The sequence below is a fragment of the Ideonella sp. FW305-24 genome, assembly GCF_058788035.1.
Genome location: NZ_JBYTAI010000001.1, coordinates 618030 through 637014, shown reverse-complemented (window position 1 = coordinate 637014; position 18985 = coordinate 618030). Strand labels below are relative to the sequence as shown.

The 18985-nt window shown below is 67.3% G+C and carries 18 protein-coding genes and 1 tRNA gene; 8 read left to right on the top strand and 11 right to left on the bottom strand.

The window, feature by feature from the left end:
- Window positions 1–23: 23 nt before the first annotated feature.
- The 3 genes from AC3WR5_RS02805 to AC3WR5_RS02795 form a co-directional block, all read right to left on the bottom strand.
- The gene (locus AC3WR5_RS02805) at window positions 24–797 is read right to left on the bottom strand and encodes a ferredoxin--NADP reductase (protein ID WP_141286435.1); all 774 of its coding nucleotides are present in this window, start codon (window positions 795–797) and stop codon (window positions 24–26) included.
- 136 nt (window positions 798–933) lie between these two features.
- On the bottom strand, window positions 934–2124 hold the full coding sequence (locus AC3WR5_RS02800; protein ID WP_492481672.1) for a CaiB/BaiF CoA transferase family protein: 1191 nt from the start codon (window positions 2122–2124) through the stop codon (window positions 934–936).
- Between the two features lie 295 nt (window positions 2125–2419).
- Window positions 2420–3598, bottom strand: coding sequence for an acyl-CoA dehydrogenase (locus AC3WR5_RS02795; RefSeq protein ID WP_492481670.1), 1179 nt, complete (start codon window positions 3596–3598; stop codon window positions 2420–2422).
- Window positions 3599–3710: 112 nt separating this feature from the next.
- Between AC3WR5_RS02795 and AC3WR5_RS02790 the strand changes: the two genes are divergently transcribed.
- The 3 genes from AC3WR5_RS02790 to katG all read left to right on the top strand — a co-directional run bounded on the left by AC3WR5_RS02790 (window position 3711) and on the right by katG (window position 7757).
- Window positions 3711–4631, top strand: a complete 921-nt coding sequence (locus AC3WR5_RS02790) for a LysR substrate-binding domain-containing protein (protein WP_492481668.1) — start codon at window positions 3711–3713, stop codon at window positions 4629–4631.
- Between the two features lie 153 nt (window positions 4632–4784).
- Window positions 4785–5387, top strand: a complete 603-nt coding sequence (locus AC3WR5_RS02785) for a hypothetical protein (RefSeq protein WP_492481666.1) — start codon at window positions 4785–4787, stop codon at window positions 5385–5387.
- A 153-nt stretch (window positions 5388–5540) separates the two neighbouring features.
- A complete protein-coding gene (gene katG / locus AC3WR5_RS02780; protein WP_492481664.1) occupies window positions 5541–7757 on the top strand; it encodes a catalase/peroxidase HPI in 2217 nt (738 codons plus the stop codon).
- A gap of 44 nt (window positions 7758–7801) precedes the next feature.
- Here the strand turns inward: katG and AC3WR5_RS02775 are convergent, their stop codons facing one another.
- From AC3WR5_RS02775 to AC3WR5_RS02765, 3 genes are read right to left on the bottom strand one after another with little or no spacing between them, the layout of a single operon-like run.
- Window positions 7802–8425 carry a LysE family translocator gene (locus AC3WR5_RS02775; protein ID WP_492481662.1) on the bottom strand — a complete coding sequence of 208 codons (624 nt, stop codon included), beginning with the start codon at window positions 8423–8425 and terminating at the stop codon, window positions 7802–7804.
- Window positions 8426–8430: 5 nt separating this feature from the next.
- Window positions 8431–9423 carry a Bug family tripartite tricarboxylate transporter substrate binding protein gene (locus AC3WR5_RS02770; RefSeq protein ID WP_492481660.1) on the bottom strand — a complete coding sequence of 331 codons (993 nt, stop codon included), beginning with the start codon at window positions 9421–9423 and terminating at the stop codon, window positions 8431–8433.
- The gene (locus AC3WR5_RS02765) at window positions 9413–10450 is read right to left on the bottom strand and encodes a CDP-6-deoxy-delta-3,4-glucoseen reductase (protein ID WP_492481659.1); all 1038 of its coding nucleotides are present in this window, start codon (window positions 10448–10450) and stop codon (window positions 9413–9415) included. Before AC3WR5_RS02765 ends, AC3WR5_RS02770 begins: the two co-directional genes overlap by 11 nt.
- Before the next feature lie 150 nt (window positions 10451–10600).
- On the opposite strand from AC3WR5_RS02765, the gene AC3WR5_RS02760 reads away from it, so the two are divergent.
- Complete coding sequence (locus AC3WR5_RS02760; protein WP_492481657.1) at window positions 10601–11527, top strand: SDR family oxidoreductase; 927 nt, start codon at window positions 10601–10603, stop codon at window positions 11525–11527.
- Between the two features lie 101 nt (window positions 11528–11628).
- Here AC3WR5_RS02760 and AC3WR5_RS02755 read toward each other — a convergent pair whose 3' ends face one another.
- The 3 genes from AC3WR5_RS02755 to AC3WR5_RS02745 all read right to left on the bottom strand — a co-directional run bounded on the left by AC3WR5_RS02755 (window position 11629) and on the right by AC3WR5_RS02745 (window position 15144).
- Window positions 11629–12240: a rhomboid family intramembrane serine protease gene (locus AC3WR5_RS02755; RefSeq protein ID WP_141292065.1), complete on the bottom strand. Its 612-nt coding sequence runs from the start codon at window positions 12238–12240 to the stop codon at window positions 11629–11631.
- A 160-nt stretch (window positions 12241–12400) separates the two neighbouring features.
- Entirely contained in the window at window positions 12401–14668 is a 2268-nt protein-coding gene (locus AC3WR5_RS02750) for a xanthine dehydrogenase family protein molybdopterin-binding subunit (RefSeq protein WP_492481655.1), read from the bottom strand.
- Window positions 14669–14682: 14 nt separating this feature from the next.
- Window positions 14683–15144, bottom strand: coding sequence for a (2Fe-2S)-binding protein (locus tag AC3WR5_RS02745; RefSeq protein WP_141286773.1), 462 nt, complete (start codon window positions 15142–15144; stop codon window positions 14683–14685).
- A 102-nt stretch (window positions 15145–15246) separates the two neighbouring features.
- Here AC3WR5_RS02745 and AC3WR5_RS02740 point away from each other — a divergent pair, with 102 nt between their 5' ends.
- Window positions 15247–15834, top strand: a complete 588-nt coding sequence (locus tag AC3WR5_RS02740; RefSeq protein WP_141286772.1) for an Isoquinoline 1-oxidoreductase subunit — start codon at window positions 15247–15249, stop codon at window positions 15832–15834.
- 52 nt (window positions 15835–15886) lie between these two features.
- Here the strand turns inward: AC3WR5_RS02740 and AC3WR5_RS02735 are convergent.
- Window positions 15887–15971, bottom strand: a tRNA-Leu gene (locus AC3WR5_RS02735).
- A gap of 137 nt (window positions 15972–16108) precedes the next feature.
- On the opposite strand from AC3WR5_RS02735, the gene cysM reads away from it, so the two are divergent.
- Genes cysM through AC3WR5_RS02720 form a run of 3 tightly spaced genes read left to right on the top strand, consistent with a single transcriptional unit; the run spans window position 16109 to window position 17813 of the window.
- Window positions 16109–17014 carry a cysteine synthase CysM gene (gene cysM / locus AC3WR5_RS02730; protein WP_492481652.1) on the top strand — a complete coding sequence of 302 codons (906 nt, stop codon included), beginning with the start codon at window positions 16109–16111 and terminating at the stop codon, window positions 17012–17014.
- Window positions 17011–17559 (top strand): NUDIX hydrolase, encoded by a 549-nt coding sequence (locus AC3WR5_RS02725; protein ID WP_141286770.1) that lies wholly within the window; start codon window positions 17011–17013, stop codon window positions 17557–17559. Before cysM ends, AC3WR5_RS02725 begins: the two co-directional genes overlap by 4 nt.
- 26 nt (window positions 17560–17585) lie before the next feature.
- Complete coding sequence (locus tag AC3WR5_RS02720) at window positions 17586–17813, top strand: sulfurtransferase TusA family protein (RefSeq protein WP_141286769.1); 228 nt, start codon at window positions 17586–17588, stop codon at window positions 17811–17813.
- Window positions 17814–18003: 190 nt separating this feature from the next.
- Here the strand turns inward: AC3WR5_RS02720 and galU are convergent, their stop codons facing one another.
- On the bottom strand, window positions 18004–18870 hold the full coding sequence (gene galU / locus AC3WR5_RS02715) for a UTP--glucose-1-phosphate uridylyltransferase GalU (protein WP_141286768.1): 867 nt from the start codon (window positions 18868–18870) through the stop codon (window positions 18004–18006).
- Window positions 18871–18985: the final 115 nt, after the last annotated feature.

Here is an 18985-nt window from a genome sequence, read left to right as displayed (position 1 = left end):
GTCGATTCAGCACTTGGGGCTGATCACTGGCTGACGAAAGCGCGCTCGATCACGAAGTCGCCCGGGGTCGTGGTGTTGCCTTCCTTCAGGCCACGCACTTCCATCATGGTCTTCAGGTCGCGCAGCATCTCGGGGCTGCCGCAGATCATCACGCGGTCTTCGGCGGCGTTGAGCTGCGGGATGCCGAGGTCGGCGGCGAGCTTGCCGCTCTCGATCACGTCGGTGATGCGGCCCTGGTACTTCGAGGGTTCGCGGGTGACCGTGGGGTAGTACAGCAGCCTGCCCTTGATGAACTCGCCGAGGAACTCGTGTTCGGGCAGGTGCTGGGTGATGTAGTCGTGGTAGGCCAGCTCGTTGTTCTGGCGCACGCCGTGAACCAGGATGACCTGCTCGAATTTTTCGTAGGTGTCCGGGTCGCGGATGATGCTGAGGAACGGTGCCACGCCGGTGCCGGTGCCGAGCAGGTAGAGGCGCTTGCCAGGCGTGAGGTAGTCGATCAGCAGCGTGCCGGTGGGCTTCTTGCCGACGATCAGCGTGTCGCCGACCTGGATGTGCTGCAGCCGCGAGGTGAGCGGGCCGTCCTGCACCTTGATGCTCAGGAACTCCAGCGTCTCTTCGTAGTTCGGGCTGACGATGGAGTAGGCGCGCAGCAGTGGCTTGCCGTTCACGCGCAGGCCGATCATCGTGAAATGGCCGTTCGAGAAGCGCAGCGAGGTGTCGCGGGTGGTGGTGAAACTGAACAGGCGATCGGTCCAGTGGTGCACGCTCAACACGCGCTCTTCATTGAAGGCACTCATCTCGAAGGTTCGGTAAGGTCACAAGACACGGAGCGACTCACCGCCCCGCAGGACTCGGGATTATCCCTCAGCGGCCTTGCCCGGCCCGGCCTGAGGCTTTGCGCAGGCGCAAGCCAGCCTTGTTCTGGAACAGAGGTCAGCGCCCCTGGCCCAACCAGTCACGCAGGACTTCAGCCGTGTGCTCTCCGAGTTGCGCCGGCGCCTGGCGGTATTGCACCGGGCTGGCCGACAGGCGGATCGGGTTGGCCACCAGCGGTACGCTGCCGAAGGCCGGATGCGGCATTGCCAGCTTCATGCCGCGGGCAATGACCTGCGGGTCCGCGAAGACCTCGCCCAGCCGGTTGATCGGGCCGCAAGGCACGCCCGCGGGTTCCAGCAGCGCCATCCATTCGGCGGTGGTCTTCATCACGGTCGCCTGGCGCATCAGCGGGATCAGCACCACACGGTTCGCCACCCGCGCCGGGTTGGTCGCGAAGCGTTCGTCCGTCGACCATTCGGCATGGCCCGCCACGGCGCAGAGCTTGGCGAACTGGCCGTCGTTGCCCACGGCCAGGATCATGTCGCCGTCGGCCGTCGGGAAGTCCTGGTAGGGCACGATGTTCGGGTGCGCATTGCCCATGCGCTGCGGCGCCTTGCCGCTGGTGAGGAAGTTCGCGGCCTGGTTGGCCAGCGTGGCCACCTGCACGTCCAGCAGTGCGAGGTCGATGTGCTGGCCTTCGCCGCTGGTGTGGCGGTGCTGCAGCGCGGCCAGCACGCCGATGGTGGCGTATAGCCCGGTCATGATGTCCACCAGCGCCACGCCCACTTTCTGCGGCCCCGCACCTTCGTCGCCATCAGCCCGCCCCGTCAGGCTCATCAGCCCGCCCATGCCCTGGATCAGGAAGTCGTAGCCCGCGCGCGGCGCGTACGGGCCGGTCTGGCCGAAGCCGGTGATCGAGCAATAGATCAAGCGTGGGTTGACGGCTTTGAGGCTCTCGTAGTCCAGCCCGTAGCCCTTCAGCCCGCCGACCTTGAAGTTCTCCAGCACCACGTCGGCTTCTACCGCAAGCGCTCGCACCTGGGCCTGACCTTCGGGCGATGCCAGGTCAATGGCGACCGAGCGCTTGTTGCGGTTGGCGCACTGGAAATAGGCCGCCTGCTTCGACGGCGAACCGTCTGCCAGCGGCACCCAGGGCGGGCCCCAGGCGCGGGTGTCGTCCCCAGCACCGGGGCGCTCCACTTTCACCACGTCCGCGCCCAGGTCGCCCAGCATCTGGCTGGCCCAGGGGCCGGCGAGGACGCGGGAGAGGTCCAGGACCTTGATGCCTTGGAGTGCGGTGGTGTTCATTTGGGTGCTGTGTGGAGGTTTGCGCGTAGCCAAGGCCATCGGGTAGCCCACTCCGCTCATGTCCCCCGGCCTGCGGCCTCCTCCTTTACTTCGCTGTGTGGGCCACCCAATGCCCTTGGCGGCGAGCGTTTTGCCTTTGCCGCCGAGAACAGCCGGGACCGTGCCCGGTTCGGGAGTCGGGGTGTGCTGCGCAGTGAAGTAAAGGGGGAGGCTGCAGGCCGGAGGACATGAACGGAGCAGCACACCCCGGATCCCGAACCTTGCGCCAACCGTGGCGCAAAGGTCTTCTCAAAGATCAGAACGCCGCAATGCCCGTCATCGCACGGCCGAGGATCAGCGCGTGCACGTCGTGCGTGCCTTCGTAGGTGTTCACCACTTCGAGGTTGACGAGGTGGCGGGCCACGCCGAATTCGTCGGAGATGCCGTTGCCGCCCAGCATGTCGCGCGCGGTGCGGGCAATGTCCAGCGACTTGCCGCAGCTGTTGCGCTTCATGATGGAGGTGATCTCCACGGCGGCCGTGCCTTCGTCCTTCATGCGGCCCAGGCGCAGGCAGCCTTGCAGGGCCAGCGTGATCTCGGTTTGCATGTCGGCCAGCTTCTTCTGCACCAGTTGGTTCGCGGCCAGCGGCTTGCCGAACTGCTTGCGGTCCAGCGTGTACTGCAGTGCCGTGTGCCAGCAGAACTCGGCCGCGCCCAGCGCACCCCAGGCGATGCCGTAGCGCGCGCTGTTGAGGCAAGTGAACGGGCCCTTGAGACCGCGCACTTCGGGGAAGGCGTTTTCCTCGGGGCAGAAGACGTTGTCCATCACGATTTCGCCGGTGATGGAGGCGCGCAGGCCCACCTTGCCGTGGATGGCCGGGGCGCTCAGGCCCTTCCAGCCCTTTTCGAGCACAAAGCCGCGGATCTGGCCGCCGTCGTCCTTGGCCCAGACCACGAACACGTCGGCGATCGGGCTGTTGGTGATCCACATCTTGGCGCCGGAGATGCTGTAGCCGCCGTCCACTTTCTTGGCGCGGGTGATCATGCTGCCGGGGTCCGAGCCGTGGTTGGGCTCGGTCAGGCCGAAGCAGCCGATGAATTCGCCGCTGGCCAGCTTGGGCAGGTACTTCTGCTTGGTCGCTTCGTTGCCGAACTCGTTGATCGGCACCATGACCAGCGAACTCTGCACACTCATCATCGAGCGGTAGCCGGAGTCCACACGCTCCACCTCGCGCGCCACCAGGCCGTAGCAGACGTAGTTCAGGCCGGCACCGCCGTATTGCTCAGGAATGGTCGCGCCCAGCAAGCCCAGGCTGCCCATCTCGCGGAAGATGGCCGGGTCGGTCTGCTCGTTGCGGAAGGCCATCAGCACGCGTGGGGCCAGGGCTTCCTGGCAATAGGCTGCAGCGGCGTCGCGCACCTGGCGTTCGTCGTCGGTCAGCTGGCTGTTGAGCAGCAGCGGGTCATCCCAGTGGAAGCTGGCCTTGGTTGCCATGGTCGCGGTCTCCGTCAAGTTCAATGTTGGAATCTTAGAATCGAGTCTGCCTGCGAGGCAAACGAGAATTTCGCACCGTTCTGTGCGGATCAGGAATTCCGAGGGTTGCTCGATGCGCCGCAAGATCCCATCCACCGCTGCATTGGCCGCCTTCGAGGCCGCCGCGCGCCACCAGAGTTTCACCAAGGCCGCCCACGAACTGGCGGTGACGCAGAGCGCCGTCTGCCGGCAAATTGCCACGCTGGAAGACTTCCTCGGCCTGCCGCTGTTCCGCCGCGGCCAGCGTGGCGTGCTGCTGACGGATGCCGGCCAGCGCTATGCACGCAGTGTGGCGGCCCGGCTGGACGAGGTCGAGCGCGACACGCTGGACCTGATGTCCCAGGCCGGGCTGGGCGAAGCCGTGGGCTCGCTGGAGCTGGCGGTGGTGCCCACGTTTGCCACGCAATGGCTGCTGCCGCGCCTGGCCGGTTTCCAGGCGCAGCACCCCGGCATCACCGTGCACTTCACGCCGCGCACCCGGCCCTTTCTGTTCGAGGAAACCACGCTGGACGCTGCGGTCCATGCCGGCGAGGCCTTCTGGCCCGGCACCGCGGGTGAACTGCTGATGCATGAGCACCTTATTGCCGTGGCCAGCCCGGCGCTGCTGAACGGCAGGGCGATGCACAGCGCAGCGGACGTCGCGAGCCTGCCGCTGCTGCAGGCCAGCACGCGGCCCTACGCGTGGCGGCTGTGGTTCGAATCGCTGGGCCTGAAGGTCGACCACGACATGGCTGGCGCGCGCATGGAGTTGTTCTCCATGCTCAGCGAAGCGGCGGCGCAAGGACTGGGCGCCGCGCTGGTGCCGCGCCTGCTGGTGGAGCGCGAACTGGCCAGTGGGCGGCTGGTGCAGTTGCTGCCGCACGAGCACGTGAGCGACCGCGCCTACCGGCTGTTGTGGCCGCAGCACAAGGCTGGCCTGCCGGCGCTCGCGGTGTTTGCCGCCTGGCTGGGCGAGGAGGCCGGGCGATACCGGGCCGAGACGGGTGAGGCCTAGCATGGCGTGAACGGCCACGGCTTTTCGTCCAGTGTCGTGAAGGCACTTTTGCCGCGTCAAGGAGCACCCATGGCCCAAGGTTTGCCTCGTCACGATGATGTTCGCCTGCTGTGTCGATGCCTGCTGCTTTGCAGTGTCGGCCTCTGGTGCAGCATGGCAGGCGCCCAGGCCACGCAGCGCTTGTGCGGGCCAGACAGCGAAGACAAGCCAGGGCCAGCCTGCCTGGTGGCCAGCCAGGAGATTGGTGCGTTGCCGGACCGGCCGATCTACTGGCGCATCTACACCTATGACGACCTGCAGGTCGCTCGCCGCGAGGCGCCGCGCGAAGGGGCTGTGGCGCAGGCGTTCGGGCAGACCTGGCTGTTCGTTGCAGGTGCAGATGCGCCGAGCTTGCCCAGCGCACGGCATGTGGCCGACGTCGGCCCGCTGCCGGTCGCTGCAGGTTCGAATTACCAGGCGGAATACCTGAAGTCCACCTTCAGCCCGGGCATGACTGCGCCCTTGCATGTGCACTCCGGGCCAGAGGCGTTTTACGCACTGAGTGGCGGCACCTGCCTGGAAACACCGGACGGCGTGCAGGTGAAGCGCGGCGCGGGTCACAGCCTGATGATCCGGCAGGGGCCGCCCATGCTGCTGATGGCCGTGGGCAACGAGGAGCGCCGCGGCTTTGCGTTGATCCTGCATGACGCCAGCCACCCGCCGACCACCTTGACGCAGGCCTGGACGCCCAAGGGCTTGTGCGTGGCCGAGAAGTAGCTTCCGCTGGCGTGTTGCTGGCGCACCGGCCACGTTTGCGTCCATCGGGCAATGGGCCTGTGCCTATCGCCGGCATTGAGAGGATTTCATCGGGCCGCTGTTTTCGCGTCCTAGACTTGCAGCTCAGTCATCTCACCCAGGAGGCAAGCCAGCATGACGACCGAATCCCAATGCCCGTTCTCGGGCAGCGCCGCCCAGAAAAACGCATCTCCCAAGGCCCGCGGCAACAAGGACTGGTGGCCCAACGCATTGGACCTCGCCATCCTGCACCAGCACTCCACCCGCGCCAACCCGATGGGCGAGGAGTTCAAGTACGCCGAAGAATTCAAGACGCTGGACCTGGATGCCATCGTCAAGGACCTGAACGCCTTGATGACCGATTCCCAGGACTGGTGGCCGGCCGACTACGGGCACTACGGCCCGCTGTTCATCCGCATGGCCTGGCACTCCGCCGGCACCTACCGCACGGCAGACGGCCGTGGCGGTGCCGGCGCCGGTGCGCAGCGCTTCGCACCGCTGAACAGCTGGCCCGACAACGGCAACCTGGACAAGGCGCGCCGGCTGCTGTGGCCGATCAAGCAGAAGTACGGGCACAAGCTCTCTTGGGCCGACCTGATCATCCTGGCCGGCAATGTCGCGCTGGAATCCATGGGCTTCAAGACCTTCGGTTTTGCCGGCGGCCGGGCCGACGTGTGGGAACCCGGCGCCGAGGTCGACTGGGGCAAGGAAGGCACCTGGCTGGCCACCAGCGACAAGGAAAACAGCCGCTACTCGGGCGACCGTGAACTGGCCAACCCGCTGGCCGCCGTGCAGATGGGCCTGATCTACGTGAACCCCGAAGGCCCGGATGGCAACCCCGACCCGCTGGCCTCGGCACGCGACATCCGCGAGACCTTCGCCCGCATGGCGATGGACGACGAAGAAACCGTGGCGCTGATCGCCGGCGGCCACACCTTCGGCAAGTGCCACGGCGCCGGGGATGCCAGCCAGGTCGGTGCCGAGCCCGAGGGCGCGACCATCGAGGAGCAAGGCCTGGGCTGGAAGAACAGCTTCGGCACCGGGCGTGGCGCCCACGCCATCACCAGTGGCCTGGAAGGCGCCTGGACGCCCACACCCACCAGCTGGGACAACAGCTACTTCGAGACCTTGTTCGGCTTCGAATGGGAGCTCACCAAGAGCCCCGCCGGTGCGCATCAGTGGACGCCCAAGGGTGGCGCCGGTGCCGGCACCGTGCCGGACGCGCACGACCCGAGCAAGCGCCACGCGCCGATGATGCTGACCTCCGACCTGGCGCTGCGCCTGGATCCGGCCTACGAGAAGATCTCGCGCCGCTTCATGCAGGACCCGGCGCTGCTTGCCGACGCCTTCGCCCGTGCCTGGTTCAAGCTGACCCACCGCGACATGGGCCCGCGCCCGCGCTACCTGGGAAAGCTGGTGCCGCAGGAAGTGCTGATCTGGCAGGACCCGGTGCCCGATGTGAGCCATCCGCTGGTCAATGACCAGGACGTGGCCGCGCTGAAGGCCAAGGTGCTGGCTTCGGGCCTGGGCATCTCGCAACTGGTGACCACCGCCTGGGCCTCGGCGTCCACCTTCCGCATCGGCGACAAGCGCGGCGGCGCCAATGGCGCGCGCATCCGCCTCGCGCCGCAGAAGGAATGGGAAGTCAACCAGCCGGCCGAACTGTCCAAGGTGCTGGCGCAGCTCGAAGCCATTCGCCAGGACTTCAACGCCGCGCAGTCCGGCGGCAAGCAGGTCTCGCTGGCCGACCTGATCGTGCTGGCCGGTGGCGCCGCCGTCGAGGCTGCTGCGAAGAAGGCCGGCGCAGACATCACCGTGCCATTCACGCCAGGCCGCACCGATGCGTCACAGGACCAGACCGACGTGCACTCCTTCGCCGTGCTGGAACCCAAGGCCGACGGCTTCCGCAACTACCTGCGCAAGGGCCTGGAAGGCTCGGCCGCCGAGCTGCTGATCGACAAGGCCGAACTGCTGAGTCTCAGCGCGCCGGAGATGACCGTGCTGATCGGCGGCCTGCGCACGCTGGGCGCCAACTTCGGCCACACCGCGCACGGCGTCTTCACCAAGCGCCCCGAGACGCTGACGACCGACTTCTTCGTCAACCTGCTGGACATGCGCACCGCCTGGCAGCGCTCGGCTGCGGACACCAACGTGCTCGAAGGCCGGGACCGGACCAGCGGCGAGCTGAAGTGGACCGCCACCGTCGTCGACCTCGTCTTCGGCTCCAACGCCCAGCTGCGGGGCATCGCCGAAGCCTATGCCAGCAGCGACTCGACGCCGCGCTTCCTGCGCGACTTCGTCAAGGCATGGACCAAGGTGATGAACCTGGACCGGTATGACTTGCTGAGCTGAGCTGAGCCGAGTGCCGATCCGCCGCGCATCGCGGCGGATCGGCTTCAGCGGTGCGCTGCCAGCAGCAGCCCGCCCGCTCCGATGAACACGCCGCCGGTGGCACGGTTCAGCCGCCGTGCGGCCAGCGGGCTGCGCACCAGGCGGCGGATCTGGCGGCCGCCCAGGCCGTAGGCCAGCGACGAGACGTATTCGGCCAGCAGGTAGGTGGCACCCAGCGTGGCGAACTGCATCGCGGCGGGTTTGGCCGGGTCGATGAACTGCGGGAAGATCGCGGCGAACAGCAGCATGGCCTTGGGGTTGCTGATGCCGAGCAGGAACTCCTGACGCATCAGTTCGCGCCAGCGGCGGGGCGGGGCACTGTCGGCCGATTCGCCAGCATGCAGGCCACCCAGGTCCCGGCTGCGCCAAGCGTGCACGCCCAGCCAGAACAGGTAGGCCGCGCCCAGCCACTTCAGCACGCTGAAGGCAGTTTCGGAAGCCAGCAGCATCGCGCCCAGTCCCAGCGCTGAGACGGTGAGGAAGATGGCGAAGGCCGCGACGCGCCCGGTCGTGCCGACGATTGCAGCGACCACGCCTTCGCGCAGGCCGTGGTTCAGCGCGCAGAAGTTGTTCGGGCCGGGCGTGAGGGCAATGCCCACGGCGAGCGGGAAGAAGTAGAGGGCGTCCATGGGCTTCAGTCTATGGTGGCGCCGCTGGCCTTGACAACTGCCTGGTAGCGCGCGTGCTCCGCGGCGACGAAGCGGGCGAATTGCTCCGGCGTGGTGGCGAAGCTCTCGGCCATCAGTGTGCGCCAGCGCGCCTGGATCTCGGGCGTGGCCAGCGCTTCGGTGAAGGCCTTGTTCAGGCGGGCCGTCACGTCGGCCGGCAGCTTCGCCGGGCCGAACAGGCCGACCCAGGTGCCGATGTCGAAGCGGGCCAGGCCGAGCTTGGCGCCGGCTTCGGCCACGGTGGGCAGCTCGGGCATCGCATTGCTGCGCCGGGCCGAGGTCACAGCCAGGGGCTTGAGCTTGCCGGCACGGATGTTGGCCGAGGCGGTGGCGAGGTTGTCGAAGCTCAGGTCCACCTGGCCGGACGGCAACGCCAACTGCGCCGGGTTGCCGCCCGCGTACGGAATGTGGACCATGAAAAGCCCCGCCTGGGTCTTCAGCATCTCGCCTGCGAGGTGGCCGGCGCTGCCGTTGCCGCCGGAAGCGTAGTTGAGCTGGCCAGGGTGGGCCTTGGCGTAGGCGACCAGGTCGGCCACCGAGGCGATCTTCAGCTGCGCGGCCCGCTCGGCGTTCATCACCAGCACGTTGGGCATCTGCGCCAGGCCGGTGATGGGCGTGAAGTCGCGCAGCGCGTCGTACGGCATCTTGCGGTAGAGCCAGGGGTTGATCGCGTGCGTGGCGACCGCGCCAATGCCGATCGTCAAGCCGTCCGGTGCGGCCTTGGCCACTGTGTCCGCCCCCAGGTTGCCACCAGCGCCGGGCTTGTTTTCGATCACGATGGTGCCCAGCGTGGACTGAACCTTGTCGGCCAGCGCGCGGGCCATCACATCCAGCGGGCCGCCTGGCGGGTAGGGCACGACCAGGCGGATGGGCCTGCCCTGGGCCGCGGCAAACGTTGGCACCGCAGCCAGCGCCGCGAGCAGGTGCCGGCGCGTGAAGCCCCGCATTTCAAGCGCCATGCTTGTCGGCTTCGGAAGTGAAGCTGTCGGCGAAGAACTCGTCGTCAGGCAGGCCGCATTTGGCTTTGAGGTCGCGCTGGGCCGACTCGACCATGATGGGGGCGCCGCAGGCGTAGACCTGGTGGCCGGAGAGGTCTGGCAGGTCGGCCATCACCGCATGGTGGACAAAGCCGGTGCGGCCAGTCCAGCCGTCTTCGGGCCTGGGCTCGGAGAGCACCGGCACATAGCGCAGATTCGGCAGGCGCGCGGCGGCGGCTTCGGCCCAGTCGTGCAGGTACAGGTCGGCCCGGCTGCGGGCGCCCCAGTACAGCACCGCTTCGCGTCCACTGGCCAGCTCTTCCAGCCGTTCGATCAATGCCTTGATCGGCGCCAGCCCGGTGCCCGAGGCCAGCAGCACCATGGGCTTGGTGGATTCCTCGCGCAGGAAGAAGCTGCCGAACGGGCCTTCCATGCGCAGGATGTCCTTTTCCTTCATCGCGCCGAAGACCTGGTCGGTGAACTTGCCGCCGGGCATGTGGCGGATGTGCAGCTCGATGGACGGCGGCGTGCCGAGCTGGTGTGGCGCATTGGCCATCGAGTAGCTGCGGCGCGCGCCGTCGCGCAGGATGAACTCGATGTACTGGCCGGGGTGGTACTGGAAATTCTGGTTCGCCGGCAGCTGCACGCGGATCACCTTCACGTCTGGCGCGGGCTGCGCCATCGACAGCACGCGGCCGGGCATCTTGAGGATCGCGAACTGGCCGGCGCCCGGCACGCTGCGGGCTTCGACCACGCAGTCGGTCTGCGGCGTGGCGCAGCAGGTGAGGATCAGGCCGGCGGCTTCCTCGGCTTCGGACAAGGCTTTCTGCTGGTGCGCGCCGTGGATGACCCGGCCTTCGAGCAGGCGGCTCTTGCAGGAGCCGCAGGCGCCGTCCTTGCAGCCATACGGCAGGCCGATGCCCTCGCGGATGGCAGCGGTCAGGATGGGCTCGTCGCGTGCCACGTCGAAAGCGCGGCCGGAGGGCTGGAGGGCGATGGTGAAAGTCATGGGCAGGCGGTGGACCGGGGCTGGCTACACTTGGCGCCCCTCGGCCATGGCCGCGCTGCGGATGCTGCTTGCCGGGCGCCAGGGGCGATTTTGCCCCGAGACCTGCCAGGCCGTTGGCAGGTCCCTTCCGGCCCTTCTCGATTGCGTGACATGAGCCAGCTTCCTCCCCGCTTGCTGCCTTCGGCGGCGCACCGCCGGCCGGTGCTGTTGATCGTCGGCTGTGGTGACGTGGGGCTGCGCGTGGTGCGCTTGCTGGCCGGGCGCTGGCGGGTGCTGGCGCTGAGTTCGTCGCCAGAGCGTTGGCCGTCGCTCCGCGCCGCTGGCGTGGTGCCGCTGGCCGGGAACCTGGACCAACCCGAAACCCTGGGCCGGCTCGCGGGGCTGGCAGACGCGGTCTTGCACCTTGCGCCGCCACCCGGCAAAGGCGCTGCCGACACGCGCACCGCCGCGCTGGTGCGCGCGCTGGCGCGGTCCGGGCGGGTGCGGCGTGTGGTCTACGGCAGCACCACTGGCGTCTATGGCGATGCTGGCGGCGCCCGGTTCGACGAGACCCGGGCGGTGAACCCGGCGACCGACCGCGGCCGTCGGCGGGTCGATGCCGAGGCCAGGTTGCGCTGGGCCGGGCTGGCCTTCGGCTGGACCGTCTCAGTGCTGCGCATCCCGGGCATCTACGCCGCCGACCGCGAAGGCGGCCACCCACGCGACCGGGTGCAACGCGGCACGCCGGTGCTGCGCGCCGAGGACGACGTCTACACCAACCACATCCATGCCGACGACCTCGCGCGGGCCTGCGTGGCCGCGCTGCTGCGCGGCGCGCCGCAACGGGTCTACCACGTCACCGACGACAGCGAGACCCGCATGGGCGAACACTTCGACACCGTGGCCGACCGCTACGGCCTGCCGCGCCCGCCGCGCCTCTCACGCGCCCAGGCCGCAGCGCAGCTCTCGCCCATGCAGATGAGCTTCCTCGGCGAGTCCCGAAGGCTGGACAACGGCCGAATGAAAAAAGAGCTGCGATTGCAGCTCCTTTATCCGGACGTGATCGCCGGCCTGGCGGCTGACACGTCACGCCCCTGACTGCCGCGTTGCCAGCGCTGCCAGCGCCGGGCCGCCTCAAGGCGGCAGCGCCAACCCGCTTGGCGGGTGGTTTCGCGTACCCGCGAAACCGGGTGCCCCAATCACCTGCGTTTGCGAGGCGGAAAGGGCGCCTGGCCGCGCCAAAAGCGAATGATCAGCCAGGCGCCGAGCGCACCGCCCAGTTGGGCAAAGGGGGCGATGCCGCCCAGGCTGCTCAGGCCCAGTGCCAGCATCACGGCACCGAAAGCCAGCACGTAGGTCCGCTGCTTCATCGGGATGGGGGGAATCAGCGGCATGATGGTGCGATTGGGGAACAGGATTGCCGACGCGGCAAGCATCGCGTAGATCACGGGACTCGAGCCAATGAAAGGTGCACGCGCACCAGTTGCCAGAGAGAGAAGCAGGTAGCAAACCGATGCTGCAATGACCGCAGCAAACAGGAATTGTGCGTAACGCTTTTGCCCCCAGAGCCGCTCCAGTTCACCGCCGAACATCCACATGCCCAGCATGTTGAAAAGCAAGGCTGTGATGTCCTGCTGGACCAGCGCATAGGTGAACGGTTGCCACGGCATGAAGATGCCATTGCCCAGCGGCCACAGCGCCATCCACAGGTTCAAAGAGAAGCCGGTGAAGCTGCGGATCAGCAGATCGAGAAAATAGGCCGCTGTGCAGATCAGCATCAAGGCTTGTGTGATTGGTGGAATCGGGAGCATGGGCTGGGGCAATGGTCAGGTGTCGGACAGGCCTGCAGTTGCAGAGCAATGCCGCGGGAGTATCGCCCATGCGCGATCAGTCGCCCACGCCGCAGCGTGTCAGGTGTCACTGACGCGGGCGGCTTGGCAGGGTGCGGCGGCCCGGGCCAGGCTTCAGGCTTCAGGCTTCGACCAGCCCTGAGCGGCTCATGGGCAAGCGGCGCACGCGCGGGCCGCCCAGGCGCGCCAGCGCGTTGGCAACGGCCGGCGCCAGAGGCGGCACGCCAGGCTCGCCCACGCCTGTGGGCTCGGCGGTGCTGGCCAGGATGTGCACTTCGACGCGCGGCATCTCGTAGATGCGCAAGGCCTTGTAGCGGTCGAAGTTGCGCTGTGCTACACGGCCCTGCTTCATTTCCACCTCGCTGTAGTACAGCGCGCCCAGCGCAAAGCCGATGCAGCCTTCCATCTGCGCGCGGATCACGTCCGGGTTGACCGCCACGCCGCAGTCCACCGCGCAGACGACGCGGTCCACCTTCAGCTTGCCGTTCTTCAGCGAGACATCGGCCACCTGGGCCACGTAGGAGCCGAAGGATTCGTGCACCGCCAGGCCTTGCGCGCTGCCCTTGGGCATGGTCTTGCCCCAACCGGCCTTCTGCGCCGCCAGTTGCAGCACGCCGGCTGCGCGGCCGCCGGGTTCCAGCAAGGCCAGCCGGAAGGCGAGCGGGTCGCGCCCCGCGGCGGCGGCCAGTTCGTCCATCATGGTTTCCATGACGTAGGCGGTGTGGGTGTTGCCCACCGAGCGCCACCACAGCGGCCTCACGCTCAGCGTGGTGGTGTGCAGCGCGCCTTTCATCATCGGCAGCTTGTACGCGCTGGGCGCCACGCCTTCGACCGAGGTGGAGTCGATCCCGTCCTTGATCATCACCGCCATCGCGGTGCCGGCCATGATGGACTGGCCAACGATCTGGTGCTGCCAGTCTGCCACCTGGCCCTTGGCGTCCAGCCCGACCTGCACCTGGTGCACGTACATGGGCCGGTACAAGCCCGAGGCCATGTCGTCCTCGCGGGTGTATTGCAGCCGAACCGGGGCGCGTCCATTGATGGCCTTGGCCACGTTGACCGCAGCCACGGTGAAGTCGCTGTAGGCATTCGCGCGGCGGCCGAAGCTGCCGCCCGAGACGAGGGTGTGCAGCTTGACCTTCTCCATCGGCAGGCCCGCGGCCTTGGCGGCGAACATGTGGTCGAAGGTCGGGAACTGGTGGCCGGACCAGGTTTCCAGCATGCCGTCGTGCAGCCAGGCCACGCAGTTCATCGGCTCCATGGTCGCGTGGGCCAGGAACGGGAACTCGTAGGTGGCGCTGATGGTGTTCACCGCCGGGCCGGCTTGCGTCGCTGCATTGGCTTCTGGCTTGGCGAAGACGGTGCCCCCGGGCTGCGTGGCCTGCTGCTTGTACTGCGTCAGCAGCGCATCGGTGTCCAGTGCATTGCCGGCCGATTCGTCCCATTCCAGCTTCAGTGCGCGCCTGCCCTGCATCGCGGCCCAGGTGCGCGTGGCAACCACGGCCACGCCTTCGGGCACCTGCACCACGTCGGTCACGCCGGCCACCTTCAGCGCCTCGGTGGCGTCGAAGGACTTCAGCGTGGCGCCGAACGAGGGAGGCCAGGCGATCACCGCGGTCAACAGGCCGGGCAGCTTCAGGTCGATGGTGTAGACCGCCGTGCCGTCGCACTTCGAAGGCGAGTCGACCCGCGGCGTGGCGTTCTCCTTGCCGATCATCGTGAACTGCGCGGGCGTCTTCAGCACCGGCTTGTCGGGCACCGGCATGCGACTGGCCGCTTCGGCCATCTCGCCGTAGGTGGCGTGTTTGCCAGAGGCGTGGCTCAGCACGTTTCGGCGGGTCCTGATTTCCGCGGGTGGCACGTTCCAGGCCTGGGCCGCTGCAGCAACCAGCATCTGCCGTGCAGCAGCCCCTGCGTTGCGCATCTGCAGGTAGGCGTTGGCAATCGCCGAGGAGCCGCCGGTGCCCTGCATGTCGCCAAAGGCCAGGTTGTTGTAGAGCTTGGGGTTGGACGGCGCGTATTCGGTGCGCACCAGGGTCCAGTCGGCGTCCAGCTCGTCAGCCACCAGCGAGGCCAGGCCGGTGGTGTTGCCCTGGCCCATCTCGTGGTGCTTGCAGACGATGGTGACCAGGTTGTCGGTGCCCACGCGCACGAAGGCATTCGGGGCCAGCGGGCCGGTGGCAACGCCTTCCGGGCCTGGCGCCGCGGCCTGCGCCAATGAGGGCGCGAGGCTGCCGATGCTGATCAGCAGTCCGCCGCCCGCAGCACTCTTGAGCAGCGTGCGGCGGGTGAGCGGCGCAGCGCCGGCTGGCGCAGCTTCCGCTTCCGGGAACAGCAGCGATTGCAGCGACTCGCGCCGGGCCTGCATGGCAAGCATCATCGGGTGCATGGCGGGTCTCCCGTTCAGGCCGTGAGCTGGCGCGAGGCCGCGTGGATGGCGGCGCGGATGCGCTGGTAGGTCGCACATCGGCAGATGTTGCCGCTCATCGCGAGGTCGATGTCGCGGTCGGTCGGCTTCGGGTTCTTCTCCAGCAGTGCCGCGGCCGACATGATCTGGCCCGACTGGCAGTAGCCGCACTGCACCACGTCCAGCTCGACCCAGGCCTTCTGCACCGCCTTTGCGGCCTTGGACGACAGGCCTTCGATGGTGGTGATCTTGCGGTTGCTGATCCATGAGACCGGCGCGGTGCAGGAGCGCAGGGTTTCGCCATCGGCATGGACGGTGCAGGCGCCGCACTGGGCCACGCCGCAGCCGTACTTGGTGCCGGTCAGGCCGATGTCCTCGCGCAGCACCCACAGCAGCGGGGTCTCGGGGTCGACATCGAGTGCGTGCACCCGGCCATTGACGTTGAGTTCAACCGACATCCAGACCTCCTGTGAGTTCAGTGAAATGCGTGATTGTTCAGCGTTGCCCCAAGCGCGCCGCCTGCGGAGTATGCTCGTGCGTCGAGAAAATGGGGAGAAGCGATGCCCGTCATCCGGACCTGTGTTTTCGCGCTTTGCGCCGCTGCAGCCGCCGCCAGTTGGGCTGCGGACCTGCGTACCCCGGAGAGTTTCGCTTCGACCAGCGACCCGGCCCAGCGTTCGCGCGAGCTCTTCCTCGAAGCTGGCAAGGTGCTCCAGCATCCACGCTGCCTGAACTGCCACCCCAACGGTGACCGGCCGACCCAGGGCATGGACCTGCATCCGCACCTGCCGCTGGTGGTGCGCGGCAAGGACGACAAGGGCGCTGTCGGCATGCGCTGCACGGCCTGCCACCAGGCAGCGAATGTGGAGCCGGGCGGTTTCCCGGGCAATCCGCTGTGGCACCTCGCGCCAGGCTCGATGGCCTGGCAGGGCAAGACCCTGGCGCAGATCTGCGTGCAGATCAAGGACAAGCGGCGCAACGGCGGCAAGTCGCTGCCGGCCATCCAGGAACACATGGCAAGTGACGGCCTGGTGGGCTGGGCCTGGGCGCCTGGCGGCACGCGCGAACCTGCGCCTGGCACGCAGGAACAGCTGGGCGCGTTGATCAAGGCCTGGATCGACACTGGCGCGTTCTGCCCGGCGTCTTGAAGCGCCAGCAGCTGCGGAAGTGAGAAGGGGAGAGAAGTATCCCGCGAGGGGATGGTGCCCGAGGTCGGACTCGAACCGACACGCCTTGCGGCGAGGGATTTTGAATCCCTTGCGTCTACCGATTTCGCCACCCGGGCAAGGTGTGTGATCAGCGCTGTGTGCCGGCCTTGAGAAGGCGGTGAGTCGCTGCACGTGGAGCGCGATTATGACATGACCAACGCACGGACTTGAGGCCGCCGCGATAATGAGCCGCAACTCCTGACAAGCCGTGCCCATGCCCAATTACAAGACCCTGGAAGACGCGATTGGCCACACCCCGCTGGTGCGACTGCAACGCCTGCCTGGCGCCGAGCTGGCCGCCCGTGGCAATGTGATCCTGGGAAAGCTGGAGGGCAACAACCCGGCCGGCTCGGTCAAGGACAGGCCGGCGATCAACATGATCCGCCGGGCCGAGCAGCGCGGCGAGATCAAGCCGGGCGACACGCTGATCGAGGCCACCTCGGGCAACACCGGCATTGCGCTGGCGATGGCCGCGGCGATCAAGGGCTACCGCATGCTGCTGATCATGCCGGAGGACCTGTCGATCGAACGTGCGCAGACCATGAAGGCCTTTGGCGCCGAGCTGATCCTGACGCCCAAGTCCGGTGGCATGGAATGGGCCCGCGACCTGGCCGAGCAGATGCAGGAGGACGGCAAGGGCCGGGTGCTGGACCAGTTCGCCAATGCCGACAACCCGGCGGTGCACTACGAGACCACCGGCCCCGAGATCTGGACCGACACGGACGGCGGCATCACCCATTTCGTCAGCGCGATGGGCACGACAGGCACCATCACCGGCGTGTCGCGCTACCTGAAGGAACAGAACCCGGCGGTGCGCATCGTCGGCGCCCAGCCTTCCGAAGGCTCGCGCATTCCCGGCATCCGCAAATGGCCGGAAGCCTACCTGCCGAAGATTTACGACCCGAGTGCGGTGGACGAGCTGGTCTACGTCAGCCAGGCCGATGCAGAAGACATGGCACGCCGGCTGGCGGCCGAGGAAGGCCTGTTCGCCGGCATCTCGGCGGCTGGCGCCTGCTGGGTGGCGCTGCAGCTGGCGCGCACGCTGGAGAACGCGACCATCGTGTTCGTGGTCTGCGACCGGGGCGACCGGTACCTTTCGACGGGAGTCTTTCCCGCATGAGCACCTTCAAGTTCTGTCCGCAATGCGCCACGCCGCTGGCGATGATCGAACGCATGGAAGACAGCGGGCCGACCGAGCGCCTGCGCTGCCCGGCCTGCGACTTCACCCACTGGAACAACCCGACGCCCGTTTTGGCGGCGGTGGTCGAGTGCAGCGACCAGGGCGGCAAGGTCCTGCTGGCGCGAAACGCGGCCTGGACGCACAAGATGTTCGCGCTGATCACCGGCTTCATGGAGGCGGGCGAATCGCCGGAAGACGGCATAACGCGCGAGGTGCTGGAAGAAACCTCGCTCACCGCCACCTCGGTGAACCTGCTGGGCGTCTGGGATTTCCAGCGCATGAACCAGGTCATCATCGCCTACCATGTGGTGGCACATGGCGAGGTGCGGCTATCGCCCGAGCTGGCCGAATACCGGATGTTCGAACCGGTTGATGTGGTTTGCTGGCCGGCGGGCACCGGCTACGCGCTGGCCACCTGGCTGCGCAGCAAGGGCATTGAGCCGCGCTTCATCGAGCTACCGTCGGCGGCGCCCAGCGCTACCTGAATTTCATCCGCAGGAAAACGCTTCTCATGCAACCTGACAAGGAACTCGACACCAGCGGCCTGAGCTGCCCGCTGCCCATCCTGAAGACCAAGAAGGCGCTGGCCGACATGCTCAGCGGCCAGGTGCTGAAGGTGGTGGCGACCGACCCCGGCTCCAGCCGCGACTTCCAGGCCTTCGCCCGCCAGACCGGCCACGAACTGGTCGGCCAGGAAACCGTCAACGATCACTTCGTGCACTGGCTGCGCCGGCGCTGAATTGGAACACCCCCTACCGGCTTCGCCGGCCCCCTCAAGGGGGCGCGCCTGCAGGACCGGCCGAGCCGGATCCTGGGGCGCCGCTGGGGTGGGTTCGGGCGCTGCGCCGCTGGTGCCGCTTGGTAATGCGGTGAACTGAAATGAAAACGCCCGCCGGGAGGCGGGCGCGTAGCGGGCACGGAACGAAGTTTTAGATGTCCAGCGCCTTCAGGTACTCGCGGAAGCCGGCGCCCAGTTGCGGGTGAGCCAGTGCGAGTTCGACGTTGGCTTCCAGGAAGCCTTCCTTGGAACCGCAGTCGTAGCGCTTGCCGTCGTAGCGGTAGGCAAACACCTTCTCGCGGCGCATCAGCGCGGCAATGCCGTCGGTCAACTGGATCTCGCCGCCCACGCCGCGCGGCTGGTTGGCAATCTCGCGGAACACGCCAGGCGTGAGGATGTAGCGGCCGGCCACGCCCAGGTTGGAAGGCGCTTCTTCCGGTGATGGCTTTTCCACCATGTGGGTCAGGTCCATCATGCGGTCGTTGACCGGCGTGCCTGCGACGATGCCGTAGCGCCTGGTGTGCTCCGGCTTCACTTCCTGCACCGCCAGGATGGAGGCTTGCCACTCGGTGAACTGGTCGACCATCTGCTTGAGGATGGGTGGCTTGCCGACCATCAGGTCATCGGCCAGCAGCACCGCAAACGGCTCGTTGACGACCACGCACTGCGCACACAACACCGCGTGGCCCAGGCCCAGGGCCTTGGGTTGGCGGATGTAGATGCACTCCATGTCGTCCGGCTTGATGCTGTGCACCATCGCCAGCAGCTCTTTCTTGCCCGACGCTTCCAGCTCTGACTCCAGTTCGTAAGCGGTGTCGAAGTGGTCCGGGATGGCGCGCTTGTTGCGGCCATTGACAAAAATCATCTGGCGGATGCCGGCGGCATAGGCCTCTTCCACCGCGTACTGGATCAGCGGTTTGTCGACCACCGGCAGCATTTCCTTGGGCTGCGCCTTGGTGGCGGGAAGAAAGCGGGTGCCCAGGCCGGCGACCGGGAAAATGGCCTTGTTGATCTTCATGGAACTCCCTATTGATTAATGCGACAACGATGACACAAAAAAGTGCAGCGATGGTGACAAGGCAACACTGAAGCTTCTGCGCTCAGCGATTTTGATCCATCACTTTGCTTGCCTA